The following is a 17,320-nucleotide window of genomic DNA, read 5'->3' as shown; positions in this document are numbered from 1 at the left end:
CGCTCGGCCGCCCGCTGCCGGGCGTGCGGCTCTACGTCCTGGACGAGCGCGGCGGCCTGCTGCCCGCCGGCTCCGAGGGCGAGCTGTACATCGGCGGCAACGGCCTCGCGCGCGGCTACTCGGCCCGGCCCGAACTGACCGCGCGGGCCTTCCTCCCGGATCCGTTCGCCGACGCCCCGGACGCCCGGATGTACCGCACCGGCGACCGCGCCCGGTGGCGCGCCGACGGGCAGTTGGAGTTCCTCGGCCGGGCCGACGACCAGGTGAAGATCCGCGGATACCGGATCGAGCCCGCCGAGGTCGAGGCCGCCCTCACCGCCCACCCGGCGGTCGGCCGGGCGGCCGTGCAGGTCCGCGACGGCCGCCGACTGATCGCCTACGCCGTCCTGCGACCGGCCGCCGGACAGGGGTCCGGTGCCGCGCCGCGGGCGGGCGAACTGCGCGAGCACCTGGCGCTGCGGCTACCGGCCTTCATGGTGCCGGACGCCGTGGTGCTGCTCGACACGCTCCCGCTCACCGCCAACGGCAAGCTCGACACCGCGGCCCTGCCCGACCCCGACCCGGCCGGCACCGCCACCGCCGGGTACCTGGCGCCCCGCACCGATGCCGAGGCCCTGGTGGTCGACCTCTGGCAGGAGGTGCTCGGCCTGCCGAGGGTCGGTGTACTGGACGACTTCCTCGCCCTCGGCGGGGACTCGCTCCTGGTCACCAGGGTCGCCGCCCGGATCCGGTCCGGCGTCGGCCTCGACGTGTCGATCCGCGACGTCTTCGAGAGTCCCACCCCGGCGGCCCTGGCGGCGCGGATCGAGGCACTGCTGATCGCGGAGATCGACGCCCTCAGCGAGGAGGAGGCCGCCGACCGACTGAACTGACCGCACCGCACCGCACATGCCCGACCAGTCCCTCCCACCGAACCGAACCGCAGCGAACCGGACCGGACCGACCCGCACCGAACCGCACCGAACCGCAGGAGAACGCCATCGCCAGCACCGTGCCGCCCGCCGCGACGACCGTCCCCGAGCTCCTCGACGCGCGGGCCGCCGAACACCCGGACCACGTCGCGCTGCGGGTCGTCGGCGGTGGGGAACTCACCTACCGCCGTTGGCGCGAGGAGGCGCTGCGCGCCGCCGTCGGACTGGCCGCCGCCGGGGTCGCACCGGGCGACCGGGTGGTGCTGCGGTTCTCCAACGCGCGCTGGGAGCGGTACGCCGTCGGTTTCCTCGCCGTCCAGTACGCGGGCGGGGTGCCCGTTCCGATCCGCGAGGACCTGTCCGAGGCCGATGCCGCCGCCCTGGCCGCGCTGGCCGAAGCCGGCACGGTCCTGCGGGAGGGCGGACCGCCCACCCTCCCGGGGCCGGCGGACCTGTGTCTGGCCTCCCTGCTGGCGGCGCACCCCGAGCCGCCGGCCGGCCCGCCGCACCGGGTCGGCCCGGGCGACCCTGCCCAGGTGATCGGCACCTCCGGCACCACCGGCGCGCCCAAGGGCGTGCTCGCCGCGCACGGAAACCTGACCGCCGGCCTGGCCGCCCACCCCCGCCGCCGCGCCTACGCGCACTCGCGGCACGCCGTGCACGCCTTCCCGATCGGCACCAACGCGGGCCAGGTGATGCTGCTGGGCGCACTGACCGCCGCTCCCACCATGCTCAGCCTGCCGCGCTTCGACGCGGACCGGTTCGGCGTCGCGGTCGAGGAGTTCGGGATCGGCACCGCCTTCCTGGTGCCCTCGATGGCGATCGAACTGGTCAACGCGGGCACCGCCGGGCGGTACGACCTGAGCAGTCTGCGCCTGGTCAACTCCTCCGCCGCCGCGCTGCCCGTGCCGGTGGCGGCGGCGTTGGCCGCGGCGCTGCCGGGCGCGACGCTGGTCAACACCTACACCTCCGCCGAGGCCTCGCCCGCGCAGATCTCCACCGTGGTCGACGCCCGCCGCCCCGGCTCGCTGGGCCGCCCGGCGGACCCCCGGGACCTGCGGATCCTCGACGCCGACGGGCTGCCGCTGCCCGCCGGGCAGGTCGGCGAGGTCTGGCTGCGCCAGCCGGGACCCCCACGTTCCTACCTGGGCGCCGCCGGGCAGGACGCCCGGGTGTTCCGGGACGGCTGGGTGCGGATGGGCGATGTCGGGCGCCTCGACCCGGAGGGCTACCTGTACCTGGTCGACCGGGAGAGCGACGTCATCAAGAGCGGTGCGCTGAAGGTCTCCACGCTGCGGATCGAGGAGGTGCTGCACGAACACCCCGCGGTCGCCGACGCCGCCGCGTTCGGCCTGCCGCACGCCGTGATGGGCGCCGTCCCGGTGGCGGTCGTGGTGGCCGGGCCCGACGGGCTGGACCTGGACGAGCTCCGGCTGTTCCTGAGCGCCCGGTTGAGCCGGCCCGAGCTGCCGGTCCGGATCCTGCTCGCCGGGGACCTGCCCAGGAACCCGAGCGGCAAGGTGGTCAAGCACCGGCTCCGCCCGCTGTTCGACGCGCCCGCGGAGCCCACCGGCCCCGCGGTCGCCCCCGCCACCCCGACGGAGCTGCGGTTGGCCGGACTCTGGCGGCGTCTGCTCGGCCGACCGGTCACCGATGTGGCCGCCGAGTTCTTCGCGCTGGGCGGCGACTCCTTCCGGGCCGTCCAGCTGGCCACCGGCATCAGCGCCGAGTTCGGGGTCCGGGCGCGGACCGCCGTGGTCTTCGAGCGGCCCTCGCTGCGCTCCCAGGCGGCCTGGGTGGACCACCCCGACCGGCGACAGCGGCCCGTTGCCGACGGAGCGTCCGACGGAGCGGGGACCGTGACGCCGTACCTGGCCGCGCTCCGCGCGCAGCCGCACGCCGTCGCACTCACCTCCCAGCAGGAGAACTTCTTCCGCTGGATGGCCGAGGCCCCCGGGCGGGACGCCGGCGCGGTGACGGCCCTGTTCCGGGTGGCCGACCGGCTGGAGCCGGAGACCCTGGGCCTGGCGCTCACCGAGGCGGTCCGGCGCCATCCGGCGCTGCGGACCCGGTTCGAGGCGGTGGGCGGGGGTGTGGTGCGGGCGGTGTTGGACGAGGAGCCCCGGGTGCGGATCACGTTGACCCGGGCCCCGGGGGCCACCGACGCGGAGGTGGACGCCCTGCTGCTGGCCGAACGCGACCGTCTCACCGACCTGGCCCGTGACCCGATGGCGCGCCTCCTGGTGGTCAGCCGATCGGAGACCGACCACGTGGTACTGGTCGCGATGCACCACATGGTCGCCGACGGCTGGTCGGTCGGTGTGCTGTTGGCCGACCTGGGGGTGTTGTACTCCGCGCTGCGGCGGGGCCGCTCCGCCCCGCCGGCCCGCTCGGGTCCGGGCTACGCCGAGTTGGTGGACTGGGCGAACGCGCACTGGCCTCTTTCCCGGGCGCACTTCGGGACCGCGCTCGCCGGGGCGCCGGAGGCCGTCGAGCGGTTCGCCGGCCGCCGGTCGGTGGACGAAGTCCTCACCGAGGCGCACGAGTTCGAGGTACCGGCGGCGTTGGCCGGGGCCCTGCGGGTCCGGGCGGCCGAGCTGGGCGCCACACCCTTCCTGGCCGTCACGGCGGCCTGGACCGGACTGCTGGCGAGCCGCGGCGGTCATCCCGACCTGGTGGTGATGACCCCGGTGCCCGGCCGCCCGCGCCCGGACGCCGAGCGGGCGGTGGGATGCTTCGTCCAGTCGTTGCTGCTGCGGGTGGACGCGAGCGGGGGACCCGGTTTCGCCGAACTGGTGGACCGGCTGCGGGCGGTGCACAGCGAGGCGCTGGACCACCAGCTGTACCCGTTCGCCGAGTTCAGTCCGTCCGTACCGTTCGCGGCCTGGCTCCGCTACGAGGCGTGGGCCGCGCCCGCCCAGTTGCCCGGCCTGACCTGCGAGCCCTGGGAGCTGCCGCGCGGGAGCACCGTGCCCTGGCCGCTGCCGGGCGGCGATCGGGGCGTGCCCGAGCTGACCGTGGTCGAGCAGCCGGACGGCGGCATGCGGTGCTGGCTGCAGTACAACGCGCTGGCCTTCGACCTCCCCGTGATCACCGAACTGGCCGGGGAGTTCACCGCCGCGCTGACCGCCGCCTGCGGATGACCCGGGGTCGGCTCACATGACGGGGCGTGACAGGAGCCGACCGAGGAGAACACGTTGCTCAGGGGACGAGCTCCCGCGCGTCCAGTGGCCTCCGCCAGAAGTTGCGGCGGTGCACCTCGTCGAGATCGGCCTGGAGCGGTGACGGCGGGACGGTCAGGACGGGGCAGGCAGCGTGGGCGAGGCAGTACCGCGCCACCGAGGGGCGGACCAGGCGGCGCAGCGCGTTGCGGGAACCGGTGCCCACCACCAGGAGGTCTTCGGGGCCACGGGCGGTGTCCACGAGGGCCGCGCCGGGTGTTGCCCGTACGGTGATGCCGGCGAGGGTCACGCCGGGCCCGGCCGCGCCGAAGGCGCCGTCGAGCACCTCGCGCAGGCGTTCCACGGCGGCGGCGCGGCAGTCCGTCAGCGCCGACGCGTTGCAGGCGCCGCGGCTGCCGAGTTCACCGCCGGGAGCCCGCCAGGCCATGACGACCCACAGTTCGGCGTCCCGCACCCGGGCTTCCGCGGCGGCCCGGTGCAGCGCGGACAGGCTTCCCGGGGTTCCGCTCACGCCGACCACGATCTTGCGCACGGCCGCGATCCCCTCCTCCGAGTCCGTACGTGTTCCCATGGCTCCATGAAAGGGCCGGGGCGGCACGTGCGGCGGGTCACTGACATCTTCCTGACGCGGCCGCCGCAACTCATGACGTGCTCCTGACGGCGCCGGACACCCGCGTCCCGGCCGGCACTCCAGACCGCGCCCTGCCGGCCACCGTCGTGGGACGGCACTGCGAGGCCGGAGACGTCCTCGCCTCCGACGTGGAGGTACCTGGAGACGTCCACCCGGGCGACCTGCTCGCCGTGCCCGTGGCGGGCGCCTACCAGCTGTCCGTGGCCTCCGGGTACGACGTGGTCGGGCGGCCCCCGGTCATCACGGTCCACTAGGGCTCGGCCCGGAGCCCGCTCCGGCGCGAAACGCCGGACGACTTCCGCAGCCGGGACATCGCCACCCGGCCCGGCTCGTCCGCGCGGCCGTCACTGGTGCGGGACGTCGATGCCGGCCGCGCGGAGCTTCGCCTCGACCAGTACGTTCAGCCGGGCGATGGACGGCGCCCCGTCCTCCCGGTGGTGGTTGACCACTCCGTACCGGGAGGCGGCTTCGGACGTCCTCCGAAAGCCGGTCGGCACGGCCAACTTCGCGCGGTCGGCAAGTAGTTTCGCGGCCAGCGTGGAGGCCAGTTCCTCGATCCGCGGGTCGTCCGGAGCCCAGGACCTCGCCTCCCAGGCACGCCGGGTCAGCGCGACGGACTCCGGATCGTCCAGCGAGGCTTCGAGCCGGGTCAGGAAGCTTTCGAAGATCTCCGGGACGAGCGCCCGAGCCAGTACCAGGGCCTCCCGTTGACCGGCCACGTAGTCGGGGTCGAAGCCGAGTTCGGCGATTCGGTCCAGGACCCCGCAGGCCCGGTCGGGCAGCAGGGCCCGGTCGCCCTGGGCGAGTCGGTGCAGCGTGTCGCGGCGTGCGGTCAGGTCCTCGATCCGCTCGGTGAGCTGACGGTGGACGTCGTCCAGGGCGGCGGCGAACCGCTCGGGATCGGCGTCGAGCAGGTCACCGATCTCGGCGAGCGGCACGCCGGCCCCGGCCAGGGTCCGGACCTGGACCATCCGCAGCAGGTCGGCCGACTTGTAGCGCCGGTAGCCGGAACCGTCCCGTTCCGGTTCGGCGACCAGGCCGATCCGGTGGTAGTGCCGCACGGTTTTGATCGTGACGCCGACGAACGCCGCCGCCTGACCGATCGTGAGCCCGTTCGCCATCGGGTCAGTTCACCGCCGCATCGTGGGCCGTTTCGGACCGGCGGACCACGCAGGCGCCGGCACGGAAGTCCTCGCGCAGGAAGGAGGCCTCGCCCGCCGCCTTCGTGCTCACCTCGGGGTACGGGTTGCGAACGATCACAGGGCGAGGGTAGCGCGCGTCCGTTGCCTCTCATCGGCCCCGTGGCCGAGGTCCGGGCCGGGACCACCACGTCCGCTGTCCGTCCCTCGGTGTTCACGACGGCTGTTGACCTTGACCTTGGGTCAGGGTCCATCGTCATCGCATGGCCGCCTCGCAGGGGCCGGGCAGCCGCCGGGCGTGCCTTGGGATCGAGCACTGTGGACAAGGGGATTCATCATGGGAACGAGCAACAGCGGCCTCTCCGAAGCAGGATTGGGCAGGCTCCACGACGTGTTGGCACGGCATGTCGAGTCCAAGCGGATTCCCGGGCTCGTCGCCCTCGTGAGCCGCGGCGACCGGACGCACGTCGAAGCGATGGGGACGATGCGTCACGACGGTGGCGCGCCGATACGCCGGGACACGATCTTCCGGATGGCGTCCACGTCCAAGCCGGTCACGACGGCGGCGGCGATGGTCCTGCTCGACGAGTGCCGGCTGCGGCTCGACGACCCGGTGGACCCGTGGTTGCCCGAACTCGCCGACCGGCGGGTGCTGACGCGCCCCGACGGCCCGCTGGAGGACACCGTGCCGGCCGGGCGGCCGATCACCGTGAGGGACCTGCTGACCTCCACGTTCGGGCTCGGGGTGGATTTCGGGTTGATGACCTCCCCGATCAGGGCCGCGACCTTCGAGCGTCTCGACTACAGCGTGGCGTCCGGGCCGGCGCCCGACCCGGACGAGTGGATGCGCCGCCTCGGCGAGCTGCCGTTGTCGTACCAGCCCGGCGAGCGCTGGCAGTACGACCTCAGCAGCGAGGTGCTGGGTGTGCTGGTCGCCAGGGTCGCGGGCCGGCCGTTGGAATCGTTCCTGCGCGAACGCGTCCTCGATCCGCTGGGGATGAAGGACACCGCCTTCCACGTGCCCGCCGGCGGGATCGACCGGCTGCCGCCCCTGTACGGGCCCGATCCGCAGAGCGGGGAGTTCCTCGTCTGGGACGAGGCGCGGGGCGGAAGGACGAGCCGGCCACCGGCGTTCCAGGGCGCCGGCGGTGGGCTGGTCTCGACCGTCGACGACTACCACGCCTACTTCCGGATGCTCCTCAACCACGGCGTGCACGACGGCGAACGCATCCTGTCCCGGGCCGCCGTCGAGCTGATGACCACGAACCGGCTCGCGCCCGAGCAGCAGTCCGCCCGGGACACCATGTACAGGAACATCGCCCACATGACGGCCGGCCAGGGGTCGCACGGCGGCTGGGGCTTCGGAATGGCGGTACGCACCCGTCGCAGCGGCCACGCCCCCATCGGGCAGTTCGGCTGGGACGGCGGTACCGGCACCACCGCCTACGCCGACCCCGACACCGGGCTCACCGGAATCCTGCTCACCCAGGTGGGGATGTCCACCCCGGATTCACCGAGGCTCATCCACGACTTCTGGACCACCCTCTACCAGGCCATCGACGACTGACATCGGGACGCGTCGGGGTCCCGCTCCCCGGTCGGGGCGGAGGCCGGGGCAGCCGCACCCGCGGTGACGGACAGGCGACGTCCAGGACGTGGTCGAGGATGAGCGGGGGAGGTCCCGGCGCGCCCCTTACGTCGGCCACGCCACCCTGCACTCGGTTCATACGCGCAGGTGGGAGCGGTGCAAGACGCCGCGAGACGGGAGTATGACGACAAGCCCGAGGACGCGGAATCCGTAAAATGTGCTCCGCAATTGACAGTTGGGGTCCGATGCCACGGGGTGCGGTGGATGATGACCCCGACATGACCGGAGCCCGTGCACGGACGCGCTCGCGTCCGCGGTCTGCGTGGCAGAGCGGACGGGCGCTGCGAGCTGCCGCGTTCACCCTGTTCGGCTCGGTGTTGGCCGTCGTGGGCCATCACCTGGCCTCGGACGACCCGGTGCCCTGGCCGCGGCTCACCGTCGGGGCGGTTGCCCTCTTCGCCCTGTCGTTGCCCGCGGCCCGACCCGACCGGCGCGGACCGTACGTGTTCGCGGCAACGGGACTGGCTCAACTCCTCCTGCACCGGGCCCTGTCCGTGGGTCACGGAGGGCCCCACGGACACGCCGGAGCACACGTCGGTGCGCCGGCTCCGGCGGCAGGGCCCGCGACGCGGCACGCGGCGTGGGCCATGACAGCGACCCACTGCGTTGCCGCGTGCGTGATGGCCCTGCTCATGCACCGCGCGGACCGGGCGCTGAGTCGCCTTCCGGAGACGTTGGGCCGGTGGGCTCAGGAGGCGGTCGCCGCTGCCGTCGCGGGCTTCGACGTCTGCCGTCGGCCAGGTGTCCGGCCTCGGCCGCGGACCGTACGCGTCGTGCTCGACGGGCCCGCCGTACGACCGACGGTGACGACGATGCTCGGTCACGCGGTGGTGCGCCGGGGGCCTCCCGCCGGAGGCGCAGGAGACGTTCCCCTGATCCCGGCGGGCCGCTCACCTGCGAGGTGAGGCCCGTCCCGCGTACCGAGAGGGTTCCTCCATCATGAACAGGTCACACACCCGCCGCCGGCTCCACAGGCCTGCCCTCGGGGCTGTCGGCGCCCTGGTGCTCCTGGGACTGGCTGCCGGACCGGCCGCCGCCCACGCCGGAGTCACCGCCTCCGACCCGCGCGCCCTCGCCGAGAACGTCACGCTCACCTTCTCCTCCGAGGCGGAGTCGGACACCGCGGGCATCGCGGAGCTGCGGGTCGTGCTCCCCCCGGGCATCGCTCCGGACGCCGTGACGCTCAAGGAGGCGCCCCGGGAATGGAAGTTGACCGCGACCCCTGACGGGTACGCGATCGGTGGTCCGGCTCTGGCCACCGGCACCGACGCCGAGTACAGCGTCACCGTGCGCCGGCTGCCCGACGCGAAGTCCCTGGCCTTCAAGACCCTGGAGACGTACGGCGACGGAAAGATCTCCCGCTGGATCGAGGTGCCCGGCAACGGCGAGAAGGTCGACAACCCCGCTCCCGTACTGGAGTTGAAGGCGGCGGCCCCCGGAGCCACACCGCTCGCCCCGAGCACCTCGCCGTCGCCGTCGCCGACCCCGAGCACCACGCCGTCCCTCCAGGCGTCGGCGTCGGCCGCGCCGGTTCCCGTCCCGTCCCCGAGCGGGCGGGAGACGAGCGCGGCGGAGACGGGTAGCGGTACCGGGACCGTCGTCGGCGTGGTCGCGGCCGTGCTCCTGCTCGTCGCCGCCGGCACCTTCTGGTGGACGCGCCGCGCCCGTAGCGGGGCCTGACCGGCACGGGCGGGTCCGGCACGCGGCGTGAGCGGCGTGCCGGACCCGACATCGGCGCGACCGCCCCCTAGGTGATCTTGACGGTGTCGCGCACGGTGACCTGGTCGATGTCGGTGGTGCGCACCGTGAGGTTCAGGGTCCATTCACCGGCCATGGGCAGCCGCAGGTCGTACGTGGCCCAGTACCCCTTCTGATTCTTGAGCTCGGCGTCCAGCGGGCCGATCCCGAGGTCGTTCTGGGTGAGGGTGAGTCGCAGCTCGGGAACGGTGGCGAGGCCGCCGTCCGCGGTGAACACGACGGCTTCGACGGTGTTCTCGCCGACGCGTCCCGGCGCCAGCGTGATCTGCACCGTGCCGCGGTGGTTGGCCGTCCCCATGTCGAACGGGATCGTGACCACCTTCGCCTGAGGCTCCTGCGCGGCGGCCGCCGAGATCCCGTCGGCGGCGCGGCTGGGCTGGGTTCCGGTGAGCAGGGTCGTGATCGCCAGGACCGCGACGCCGAGTACGGCCTCGACGGCGACCGTGCGGCGCAGGCCGCGCCGGTGCCCGTCGGCCTCGGCGACGGACGGCCCGGTGTCCGCCCCCGGCTCGCCCCCGTCCGGCGCGCCGGCGGCGCCACGTGGGCCCGTCGGCGCCGGGGAGAGCGGCGCGCCGACCGTCGCCACGGCCCGCACCCGCGCGGGCTCGGGCACCGTCGACGTCTCGGCGACCGGCGGCGCCTCATGGACGAGGCGGGCCGTCCAGCGGCGGGAGAAATACGCCGCGCACAGCACGAGGACCACGGCGGCGACCTTCACGACGAGGGTCCTGCCGAACGAGGTGGTCAACAGTGCGTCCCACGATCCGACCTGCCGCCAGGACTGGTACGTCCCCGTGCCGACCAGGACGGCCACGGACCCGAAGGCCAGGGTGGAGAAGCGGCCGATCGCGGACGCCGGGACGTCACGACTGCCGGGGCCACGGCGCCCGAGGAGGATCAGCAGGGTGATCAGGCCGCCGAGCCACACCCCCATGGCCACCAGGTGCAGCACGGCGACGGGAACGGCCAGCGGTACCTGGATCCCGGCGGCGGCGTGTTCCGCGGCGGCCCAGGTGAACGCCAGGGCCAGGGCGAGCGCCGCGCCGAACAGGCGGACACCGGCGCCGAGGTCCCCCGGCGGCGTGCCGCCTTCGTTCCGTTCGAGTCGTACGACCGATCGCCTCAGGAACACCGCCGCGGCCGCGAGCAGCACGAGACGTACGATCAGCGCGGCCCCGGGCCGCCCGGTGGCGGTTCGGCCGACCTGCGCCAAGTCGAACGCCGAAGTCACCGGGCCGCCCGTCTCGTACGGGCCGCGCAGCAGGAACAGGGCCAGGGTCGACACCGCCAGTGTCACCCACCCGACAGCCGGCAGCCTGCGCACCCGACGGACCGCGGCCGACGTGGGCCAGCACACGAGGACGAACGCGGCGGCTCCGACGAGGAGGGCCAGTCCGCTGTACGCGACGTAGCGGAAGAAGCCGTACAGGCGGCCGGCCGCCGTGTCCTCCGGGGAGCCGGTTGCCACCACCGCGGCGGTCCCTGACGGTTTGCCGACGGAGAAGACGAACGCGCCCGAGATCGGGTGGCCGTCGGCGGAGACGACGCGCCAGGCCACCGTGTAGGTGCCCTGGGGCAGCGCGTCGGACAGCTCCACCCGCGCCGTGTTGTCCTTGCCGTCGGCGTGCTGCGCCGGGCGGGGGTTCGCACGCTCGTTGTCCGGCGACAGCACTCTCAGCGAGTCGTCGGAGAAACTGACCGACTCGGTGAAGGTGAGCGTGACCTGCCGCGGAGCGGTCTTGAGGACGACGCCGTCCGCGGGATCGGAACCACTGAGGCTCGCGTGCGCGGAGGCCGGACCCGCCCCGCCGAGGAGCAGGGCGAGCACGGCGACGACCAGCGCCAGGACGGTCGACGGCGTCCTCACGGAAGGCGATCCGGTGTGCATGAAGAGGCAGCCTCCGAAAGGACGGCCGTCAGCGACGGCACCACCGCCCGGGACTCGGTCGTACGGAGGAGCGATCGGACGCACGGCTCGCCCGGGGCGACGGGACGGACTCCGGCAGGGCCGGAGGTCATGGCGAGATGTGGACGATAGTGCTGCCGGTCCCGGGACGGCGCGGGTTGAGCAACTTCGGCTAAACGGCGCCGCGGAAGGCTCCGCTCCGGGCACCTTCCTGTATGGGTCCGGAGCAGCGGGCTCGGCGACCGGTCAGGAATCGGAGCGCAACGCCCCGTGGACGCGCAGCATGCCGAGGGTGGTGAGGTCTCCGGTGACGGTGACCGTGTCGTTGGCCGTCACCCCGCCCTCGGCTCCCAGGCGGCCGTGGACGATCAGCCGCGACGGGCCCAGGCCTCCGGTCCGGTGGTTGCTCGCCGGGCGCGGGGTCCGGGCCGGAAATGGCGCCCGGCCTTCCCGCCCGCGACCTATTCTGATCACCACCTCCGGACGCGGCTGCCCGTGCTGCGCGTCCGTCATGAGCGCGCCTTCCCCAGCGCCCCCACGGCGCCCGGCCCGGTCGTCCACGTGCGACGAACGCCACCGGCCGGTGGGGAAGGCCGCGCACGACCCATCACACCTAAGGCACCCCATGGACAGTGAGCACATACGGATCTGCCTGGATCTGATCCACCAGGTACGACAGCTACCCGTGGATGATGATCGGCGCCGACAGCTGGAACAGGCCGCCGGTCAACTCGTCCGCGAAGGCCGCCTCCGGCGCCGTGCCGAGGCGCGCGCGGCACGGGCCGCGGCCGACGCGGAGCTGCTCGCCACCACCGTGATGGGCGCCCGCGACCGCGTCATGGACGCCCCTCTGTCCGCGCCGGCCCCGCCGGAACCGGGACCGACGGCCCGCGAGTCGGTACGGCTTCCCCCCGGGCCGTCCGCGGAGCGCCGGCTGCCGGACCGCACGCCGGACGGTGCCGGGCCGGCACGGCTGTTGAACCGTCCCCTGCGCTGCTACGTCTGCAAGGACCACTACCGGCACGTCCACGACTTCTACCACCTGCTGTGTCCCGAGTGCGCCGGTGAGAACCTCGCCCACCGCGCGAACCGCACCGACCTCACGGGCCGGCGCGCGCTGCTGACCGGGGGGCGCGTCAAGATCGGCTTCCAGGTCGCGCTGATGCTCCTCCGGGACGGAGCCGAGCTCACCGTGACCAGCCGCTTCCCCCAGGACACGGTGAGCCGGTTCGCGGCGGCGCCCGACGCCGCGCAGTGGTGGCGGCGGCTGCGGATCGCCGCGCTGGACCTGCGCGATCCCCGGCAGGTGCTCGCCTTCACGGACCACATGCTCGCCCAGGGGCTGCCCCTGGACATTCTGATCAACAACGCGGCCCAGACCCTGCGCCGCTCCCCCCAGGCGTACGCCGCGCTGGCGACCGGCGAATGCACGCCGGCGCCCACGTCCCTCACCGCGCCACGGATCTGGACCGCTCCCGGATTCTCCGTACCGGGCCCACGCACCGCGCCCCTGCCGTGGACGGCGGAGCTCGCCCCACGGTTCCCGGCGCCCGACGCCCTGGCCGGCACCGCACACAGGGCGGACGCTGCGGTGGACGCCCCGGCGGACGCCCCGGCGGACATCGCGCTGTCGCGGGAGGTCGTCGACGAGGCGGGCCTGCTGCCCGAGACGTCCGCGACCAACTCCTGGACGCTGCGCCTGGGTCAGATCGACCCGACGGAGCTGTTGGAAGTCCAACTGGTCAACGCCGTCGCGCCGTTCCTGCTCGCCGACCGGCTACTGCCCCTTCTCGACGCCTCCCCGCACCCCCACCGCTACCTCATCAACGTCTCGGCGGTCGAAGGCCGCTTCACCGTGCGCGACAAGACGAGCGACCATCCGCACACCAACATGGCCAAGGCCGCCCTGAACATGCTCACCCGCACCAGCGCGGCCGACCTGGCCACCCGCGGCATCCACACCTGCAGCGTCGACACCGGCTGGGTCACCGACGAGAAGCCCCTCCCGGCCCGGAACCGGCGCGCCGCCACCGGTTGGCGCCCGCCACTGGACATCGTCGACGGCGCCGCCCGCGTCTACCACCCCATCGTTCAAGGGCAGGCGGGCGCACCCGTACACGGCGTCCTGCTGAAGGACTACCAGCAGGTCCCGTGGTGATCCCTCCGGCATCGTGAACGGGTCCCGGTCGAGCCCTGATGCCGACCGAGGCGCTCGGCTACCCGGCGAGCCCCTCCGTCGCCCCGGCGAGGGGGAACTCCGTCCAGACCGTCTTGCCGTCCCGGGTGTAGCGGGTGCCCCATCGTTCGGTGAGCTGCGCCACCAGGAAGAGGCCGCGCCCGCCCTCGTCGGTGATGCGCGCCCGTCGTAGGTGCGGAGCGGTGCTGCTGCCGTCGGAGACCTCGCAGATGAGGCTGCGGTCGCGGATGAGCCGCAAGGACACCGGCGTGCCGCCGCCGTACCGGTAGGCGTTGGTGACCAGTTCGCTGACGACCAGTTCGGCGGTGAAGGCCAGCTCGCCCAGTCCCCACCTGGTCAGCGTGGTGTCCGCCAGGTGCCGTGCCCGGGCGGGGGCGGTCGGCTCCGCGGGCAGTTCCCAGGAGGCCACCTGCTCCGGCGCCAACACGCGGGTGCGGGCGAGGAGCAGAGCGACGTCGTCCGGTGGGTGATCGGGCAGCAGGGCGTTCCGCACCGCCGCGCACGTCTCCTCCAACGAACGGCATGGCCGGGACAGGGCCCCTCGCAACCGTTCGAGTCCCTCGTCGAGGTCGAGGCCACGGGCCTCCACCAGGCCGTTCGTGTACAGCGCCAGCAGGCTTCCCTCGTCGAGTTCCAGTTCGGCGGACTCGAAGGGCAGTCCGCCCAGCCCGAGCGGCGGCCCCTCGGGCAGGTCGGGCAGGCTCACCGTGCCGTCGGGGGTCACCACGGCGGGGGGCAGGTGACCCGCCCGGGCCAGGGTGCAGCGCCGGGAGACGGGATCGTAGACCGCGTAGAGGCAGGTCGCGCCGACGATCTGCCTGCCCTGCCGGCGTCCGTCCGCCGACTCCTGCTCGACTGCCAGGCGGTTGACCAGGTCATCCAGATGGGAGAGGACCTCGTCCGGAGCGTAGTCGAGGCCGGCCAGGGTGTGCACGGCCGTGCGCAGGCGGCCCATGGTGGCCGCGGCGTGCAGACCGTGGCCGACGACATCGCCGACGACGAGGGCGACGCGGGCTCCGGAGAGGGGGATGACATCGAACCAGTCGCCGCCGACGCCGGTGGCGGGATCGGCCGGCAGATAGAGGTGCGCGACCTCTACCGCGCTGTACGCGGGCAACTCCTGCGGCAGCAGGCTGCGCTGCAGCGTCAACGCGGCCTGATGCTGCTGGGTGTAGCGGCGGGCGTTGTCGATGCACAGGGCGGCCCGCGCGGCGAACTCCTCCGCCAGCGTGACGTCGTCCTCCTCGAACGGCTCGGGCCGCTCGGCCCGCCACAGGCTGAGCAGGCCGAGGAGCAGACCGCGGGCCGTCAACGGAACGACGATCAGTGAGTGGGCGTGCAGACCGACGGCGCGCCGTGCGCGTTCCGGATCCTGGAAGTACCAGTCCGGACTGCTCCGGAGCACCGGTTCGAGGATGGGCTGCTGTTCGGCGAGGCACCGGGCCTGCGGGGTACGAGGGTCGAAGCGGAAGACCTCGCCGGCGGAGTACATCACCCGCAGCGCCTCTGCCACGACCGAGTGGACGGCCATCCTACGGACCGATCCGCTCACCTCCTCGGCGTTCTCCTCGCCTCGGGCCACCGACTCCAGCAGATCCACCGATACGGCGTCCGCGAGGTCGGGGACGGCGACATCGGCCAGCTCCCTGGTGGTCCGACCGAGATCGAGGGTGGTCCCGATGCGGGCGCTCGCCCGATTGAGCAGGGCGAGCCGCCGCCTGGCCCGGTAGCGGTCCGTGACGTCCTCCACCAGTTGGGTGACGCCGAGGATCCCGCCGGCGGGGTCCTGCATCCGGAACGCCGACACCGAGACGACCCGCTCGTGGTCGGGGTCACTGCGCAGGTGGCAGGGCTGCTCGGTGAAGATCAGGGGGGCGCCCGTGTCCAGCACCCGTCGCAGCCGGGTTTCGATGGTTTCCACGTCCGGCCCGATCAGGAAGTCGCCGATGCGTCGGCCCCGGATCTCGGCTGCCGAGAGCTGCGTGAACCGGGCCAGCGCCCTGTTGATCCGCAGGACGCTCAGATCGGGGGCGTGGACGGACAGACCGATCGGGGAGCGCCGGAACAGCCCGTCCAGGACGGACCGATCCGTCTCCCACCGGAGCACCTCCTCCGCCGGGGCGAGGACGAGGAACCACTCGCGGGCCGAGCCGGCGCGGATGACGGCCCGGGCCCGGAAGCCCAGCTCCACCCGCCGACCGCTCCGGTGCAGGACGGGCAGGACGCCGGACCACCCCCTGTCGCGGACGCACACGGCCGCCGCTTCGCGGACCACCTCTCGATCACGGGAATCGAACAGAACTTCGAAGGCCATGCGGCCCAGCACCTCCCCGGGCAGGTAGCCGAGGTGCTCCTGTGCGCGTTCGCTCCAGCCGACGACCATGCCGCGGTCGTCGAGAACGACCGAGGCCGAGTTGTGCAGCGCGAACGGGTCCTCGGGCGCCTCGCCCGATCCAGGCGCTGGTGCGTCCATCGCTGCCACCCTTCGACCTGCCGAACGGACCGCACAGCGGGCATTGCCCCGGCGACCACCCGGTGTGATCGGAGATCAGGGGTCGGGCGGTCCGCACACCTCCAGTATCACCGCGCCGCCGCACGTCGGCAGCGGGCCGGCCACCGCGCGCCACGACGTCAACGATCCCCCGTTCCCGGTCGAAACGCCGGCGCGGCAGCCACCACCGCGAGCGGCCCCTGCGACTGCCCGGCAGGCAGACGCCCCCTCCGACCTCGCACTCCCGCAGGATGGGAAATTCCGACATTCGGGCTGAAGGGAACCTACGGGCCGGATAACTGTTCTCCCCGAATGAGCCCGGATGGGCCCGGATGGGCCCGGCCCGGGTGTGACCCGACGCAGGCACTCTGCCGGGACGCCCCCCAGTGCCGTTCGGTGCGGCCGAGGGCCTGTCGCCGAACTGCCGCCGTCGCCCGGAGGACGGCCTCACGGCGTCCGGTGCGTGCTCGGCGTGCCCGACGTCGCGAGGCGGACGGGAGTTTGACGACAGGCCCTGGGCGAACCCCCGACGCCGACAGCCGGAGCCGCGCCCGGGAGCGCGGGCTCATCGGCCCGTCGAGGTCGCCGGAGCGGAACGTGCCCGCACCGGCCGGCGGGTCGGTTGGCCGCCGGCCGGTGACCCCCGCCCCGCGCCCGAACCGGCAGAACCGGCCCCGCGTCTTGGGGCGTTCCGGCACCGCCGGCGCCGCTGACCGGGGCCCGGCCCGCTGACGGTCCGGTAGATTCGGCGACGCAGCTGATCTTCAGGGGAGCGGCAGGATGCCGCGCGTGCGACACGGGGGCAGTGGGTGCGGAGCGGACACGCGCAGGACCGTCGACGGAAGGCCCTGCTGGAGTGCTGGCGTGCGATCGAGCTGTTCGGTCCGCCGCCCATCCCGACGCTGCCCCGCCGTCGTCCCGCCGCGCGCTCCGGGCCGAGGGACGAGTACGTCATCGACCTCACGCCGGTGCCGGGCCGGGTACCACCGCTCCTGCCGTGGGATCCGGACCATCCGGAGACGGGGGCACGGCGGGCACCGTTCGGTCGGATGTGGCGGCACGAGGTCTACGGCGGGGTCTTCGAACTGGAGCTGCTTCGCCAGGCGATGATCGCGGTACTGCCTCCGGGGACCGATCCCGATCCCGGCGTGCCGCAGTCCGAGCTGGTGCTACCGGGTCAGAGCGCGATGTTCGCGCTGGTCCTGGACGATGAGGGCAGGCCGATCGAGGACACGTCCGTGGTCTCCGCCTGCGCCTGGGCGACCGGCCGGCTATTCGATCCGGGGCCGGCCGCATCGGGGTGGCTGGACGGCTTCGAGGAACTGGACGACGCGTTCGGCGTCGCGATCGACGCGCTCACGGCCACCGCGATCCCTTACGGCCCCAACGCCCCGACCGCCGGCACGGCGTACGAGCGCCGGCCGGGCGGCTCGGGCGCCGAGGGTGCGGCGGGAGCG

General features: G+C 73.7%; 11 protein-coding genes and 2 pseudogenes. 7 read left to right on the top strand and 6 right to left on the bottom strand.

Annotation, left to right across the window (positions count from 1 at the left end; all coding sequences use genetic code 11):
* A partial coding sequence (locus NOD94_RS33720; RefSeq protein ID WP_281210002.1) for a phosphopantetheine-binding protein occupies positions 1 to 872 on the top strand: 872 nt, incomplete at its 5' end.
* A 119-nt stretch (positions 873 to 991) separates the two neighbouring features.
* Entirely contained in the window at positions 992 to 4,054 is a 3,063-nt protein-coding gene (locus NOD94_RS33715) for an AMP-binding protein (RefSeq protein WP_281210001.1), read from the top strand.
* Between the two features lie 58 nt (positions 4,055 to 4,112).
* Here NOD94_RS33715 and NOD94_RS33710 read toward each other — a convergent pair whose 3' ends face one another.
* Positions 4,113 to 4,664 carry a universal stress protein gene (locus NOD94_RS33710; protein ID WP_281210000.1) on the bottom strand — a complete coding sequence of 184 codons (552 nt, stop codon included), beginning with the start codon at positions 4,662 to 4,664 and terminating at the stop codon, positions 4,113 to 4,115.
* A 140-nt stretch (positions 4,665 to 4,804) separates the two neighbouring features.
* Here NOD94_RS33710 and NOD94_RS33705 point away from each other — a divergent pair.
* Positions 4,805 to 5,038: pseudogene (locus tag NOD94_RS33705) on the top strand (diaminopimelate decarboxylase); the annotation flags it as partial.
* Between the two features lie 30 nt (positions 5,039 to 5,068).
* Here the strand turns inward: NOD94_RS33705 and NOD94_RS33700 are convergent.
* Complete coding sequence (locus NOD94_RS33700) at positions 5,069 to 5,845, bottom strand: MerR family transcriptional regulator (protein WP_281209999.1); 777 nt, start codon at positions 5,843 to 5,845, stop codon at positions 5,069 to 5,071.
* Between the two features lie 4 nt (positions 5,846 to 5,849).
* Entirely contained in the window at positions 5,850 to 5,984 is a 135-nt protein-coding gene (locus tag NOD94_RS33695; protein WP_281209998.1) for a hypothetical protein, read from the bottom strand.
* Positions 5,985 to 6,200: 216 nt separating this feature from the next.
* On the opposite strand from NOD94_RS33695, the gene NOD94_RS33690 reads away from it, so the two are divergent.
* Together NOD94_RS33690 and NOD94_RS33685 are read left to right on the top strand one after the other, a co-directional pair.
* Complete coding sequence (locus NOD94_RS33690) at positions 6,201 to 7,430, top strand: serine hydrolase domain-containing protein (protein WP_281209997.1); 1,230 nt, start codon at positions 6,201 to 6,203, stop codon at positions 7,428 to 7,430.
* A 1,020-nt stretch (positions 7,431 to 8,450) separates the two neighbouring features.
* The gene (locus tag NOD94_RS33685) at positions 8,451 to 9,191 is read left to right on the top strand and encodes a DUF1775 domain-containing protein (RefSeq protein ID WP_281209996.1); all 741 of its coding nucleotides are present in this window, start codon (positions 8,451 to 8,453) and stop codon (positions 9,189 to 9,191) included.
* Between the two features lie 67 nt (positions 9,192 to 9,258).
* Here the strand turns inward: NOD94_RS33685 and NOD94_RS33680 are convergent, their stop codons facing one another.
* Positions 9,259 to 11,136, bottom strand: a complete 1,878-nt coding sequence (locus NOD94_RS33680; RefSeq protein WP_281209995.1) for a copper resistance CopC family protein — start codon at positions 11,134 to 11,136, stop codon at positions 9,259 to 9,261.
* A 285-nt stretch (positions 11,137 to 11,421) separates the two neighbouring features.
* Positions 11,422 to 11,688 carry a hypothetical protein gene (locus NOD94_RS33675; protein WP_281209994.1) on the bottom strand — a complete coding sequence of 89 codons (267 nt, stop codon included), beginning with the start codon at positions 11,686 to 11,688 and terminating at the stop codon, positions 11,422 to 11,424.
* A 112-nt stretch (positions 11,689 to 11,800) separates the two neighbouring features.
* On the opposite strand from NOD94_RS33675, the gene NOD94_RS33670 reads away from it, so the two are divergent.
* Positions 11,801 to 13,333, top strand: coding sequence for an SDR family NAD(P)-dependent oxidoreductase (locus NOD94_RS33670; RefSeq protein WP_281209993.1), 1,533 nt, complete (start codon positions 11,801 to 11,803; stop codon positions 13,331 to 13,333).
* Positions 13,334 to 13,391: 58 nt separating this feature from the next.
* Here the strand turns inward: NOD94_RS33670 and NOD94_RS33665 are convergent, their stop codons facing one another.
* Positions 13,392 to 15,845: a SpoIIE family protein phosphatase gene (locus tag NOD94_RS33665; protein ID WP_281209992.1), complete on the bottom strand. Its 2,454-nt coding sequence runs from the start codon at positions 15,843 to 15,845 to the stop codon at positions 13,392 to 13,394.
* A gap of 827 nt (positions 15,846 to 16,672) precedes the next feature.
* Between NOD94_RS33665 and NOD94_RS33660 the strand changes: the two are divergent.
* Positions 16,673 to 17,320, top strand: a pseudogene (locus NOD94_RS33660) (hypothetical protein); the annotation flags it as partial.

The organism is Streptomyces sp. Isolate_45 (genome assembly GCF_024721315.2).
Lineage (GTDB): Bacteria > Actinomycetota > Actinomycetes > Streptomycetales > Streptomycetaceae > Streptomyces.
This window is presented reverse-complemented; position numbering and strand designations above follow the sequence as displayed.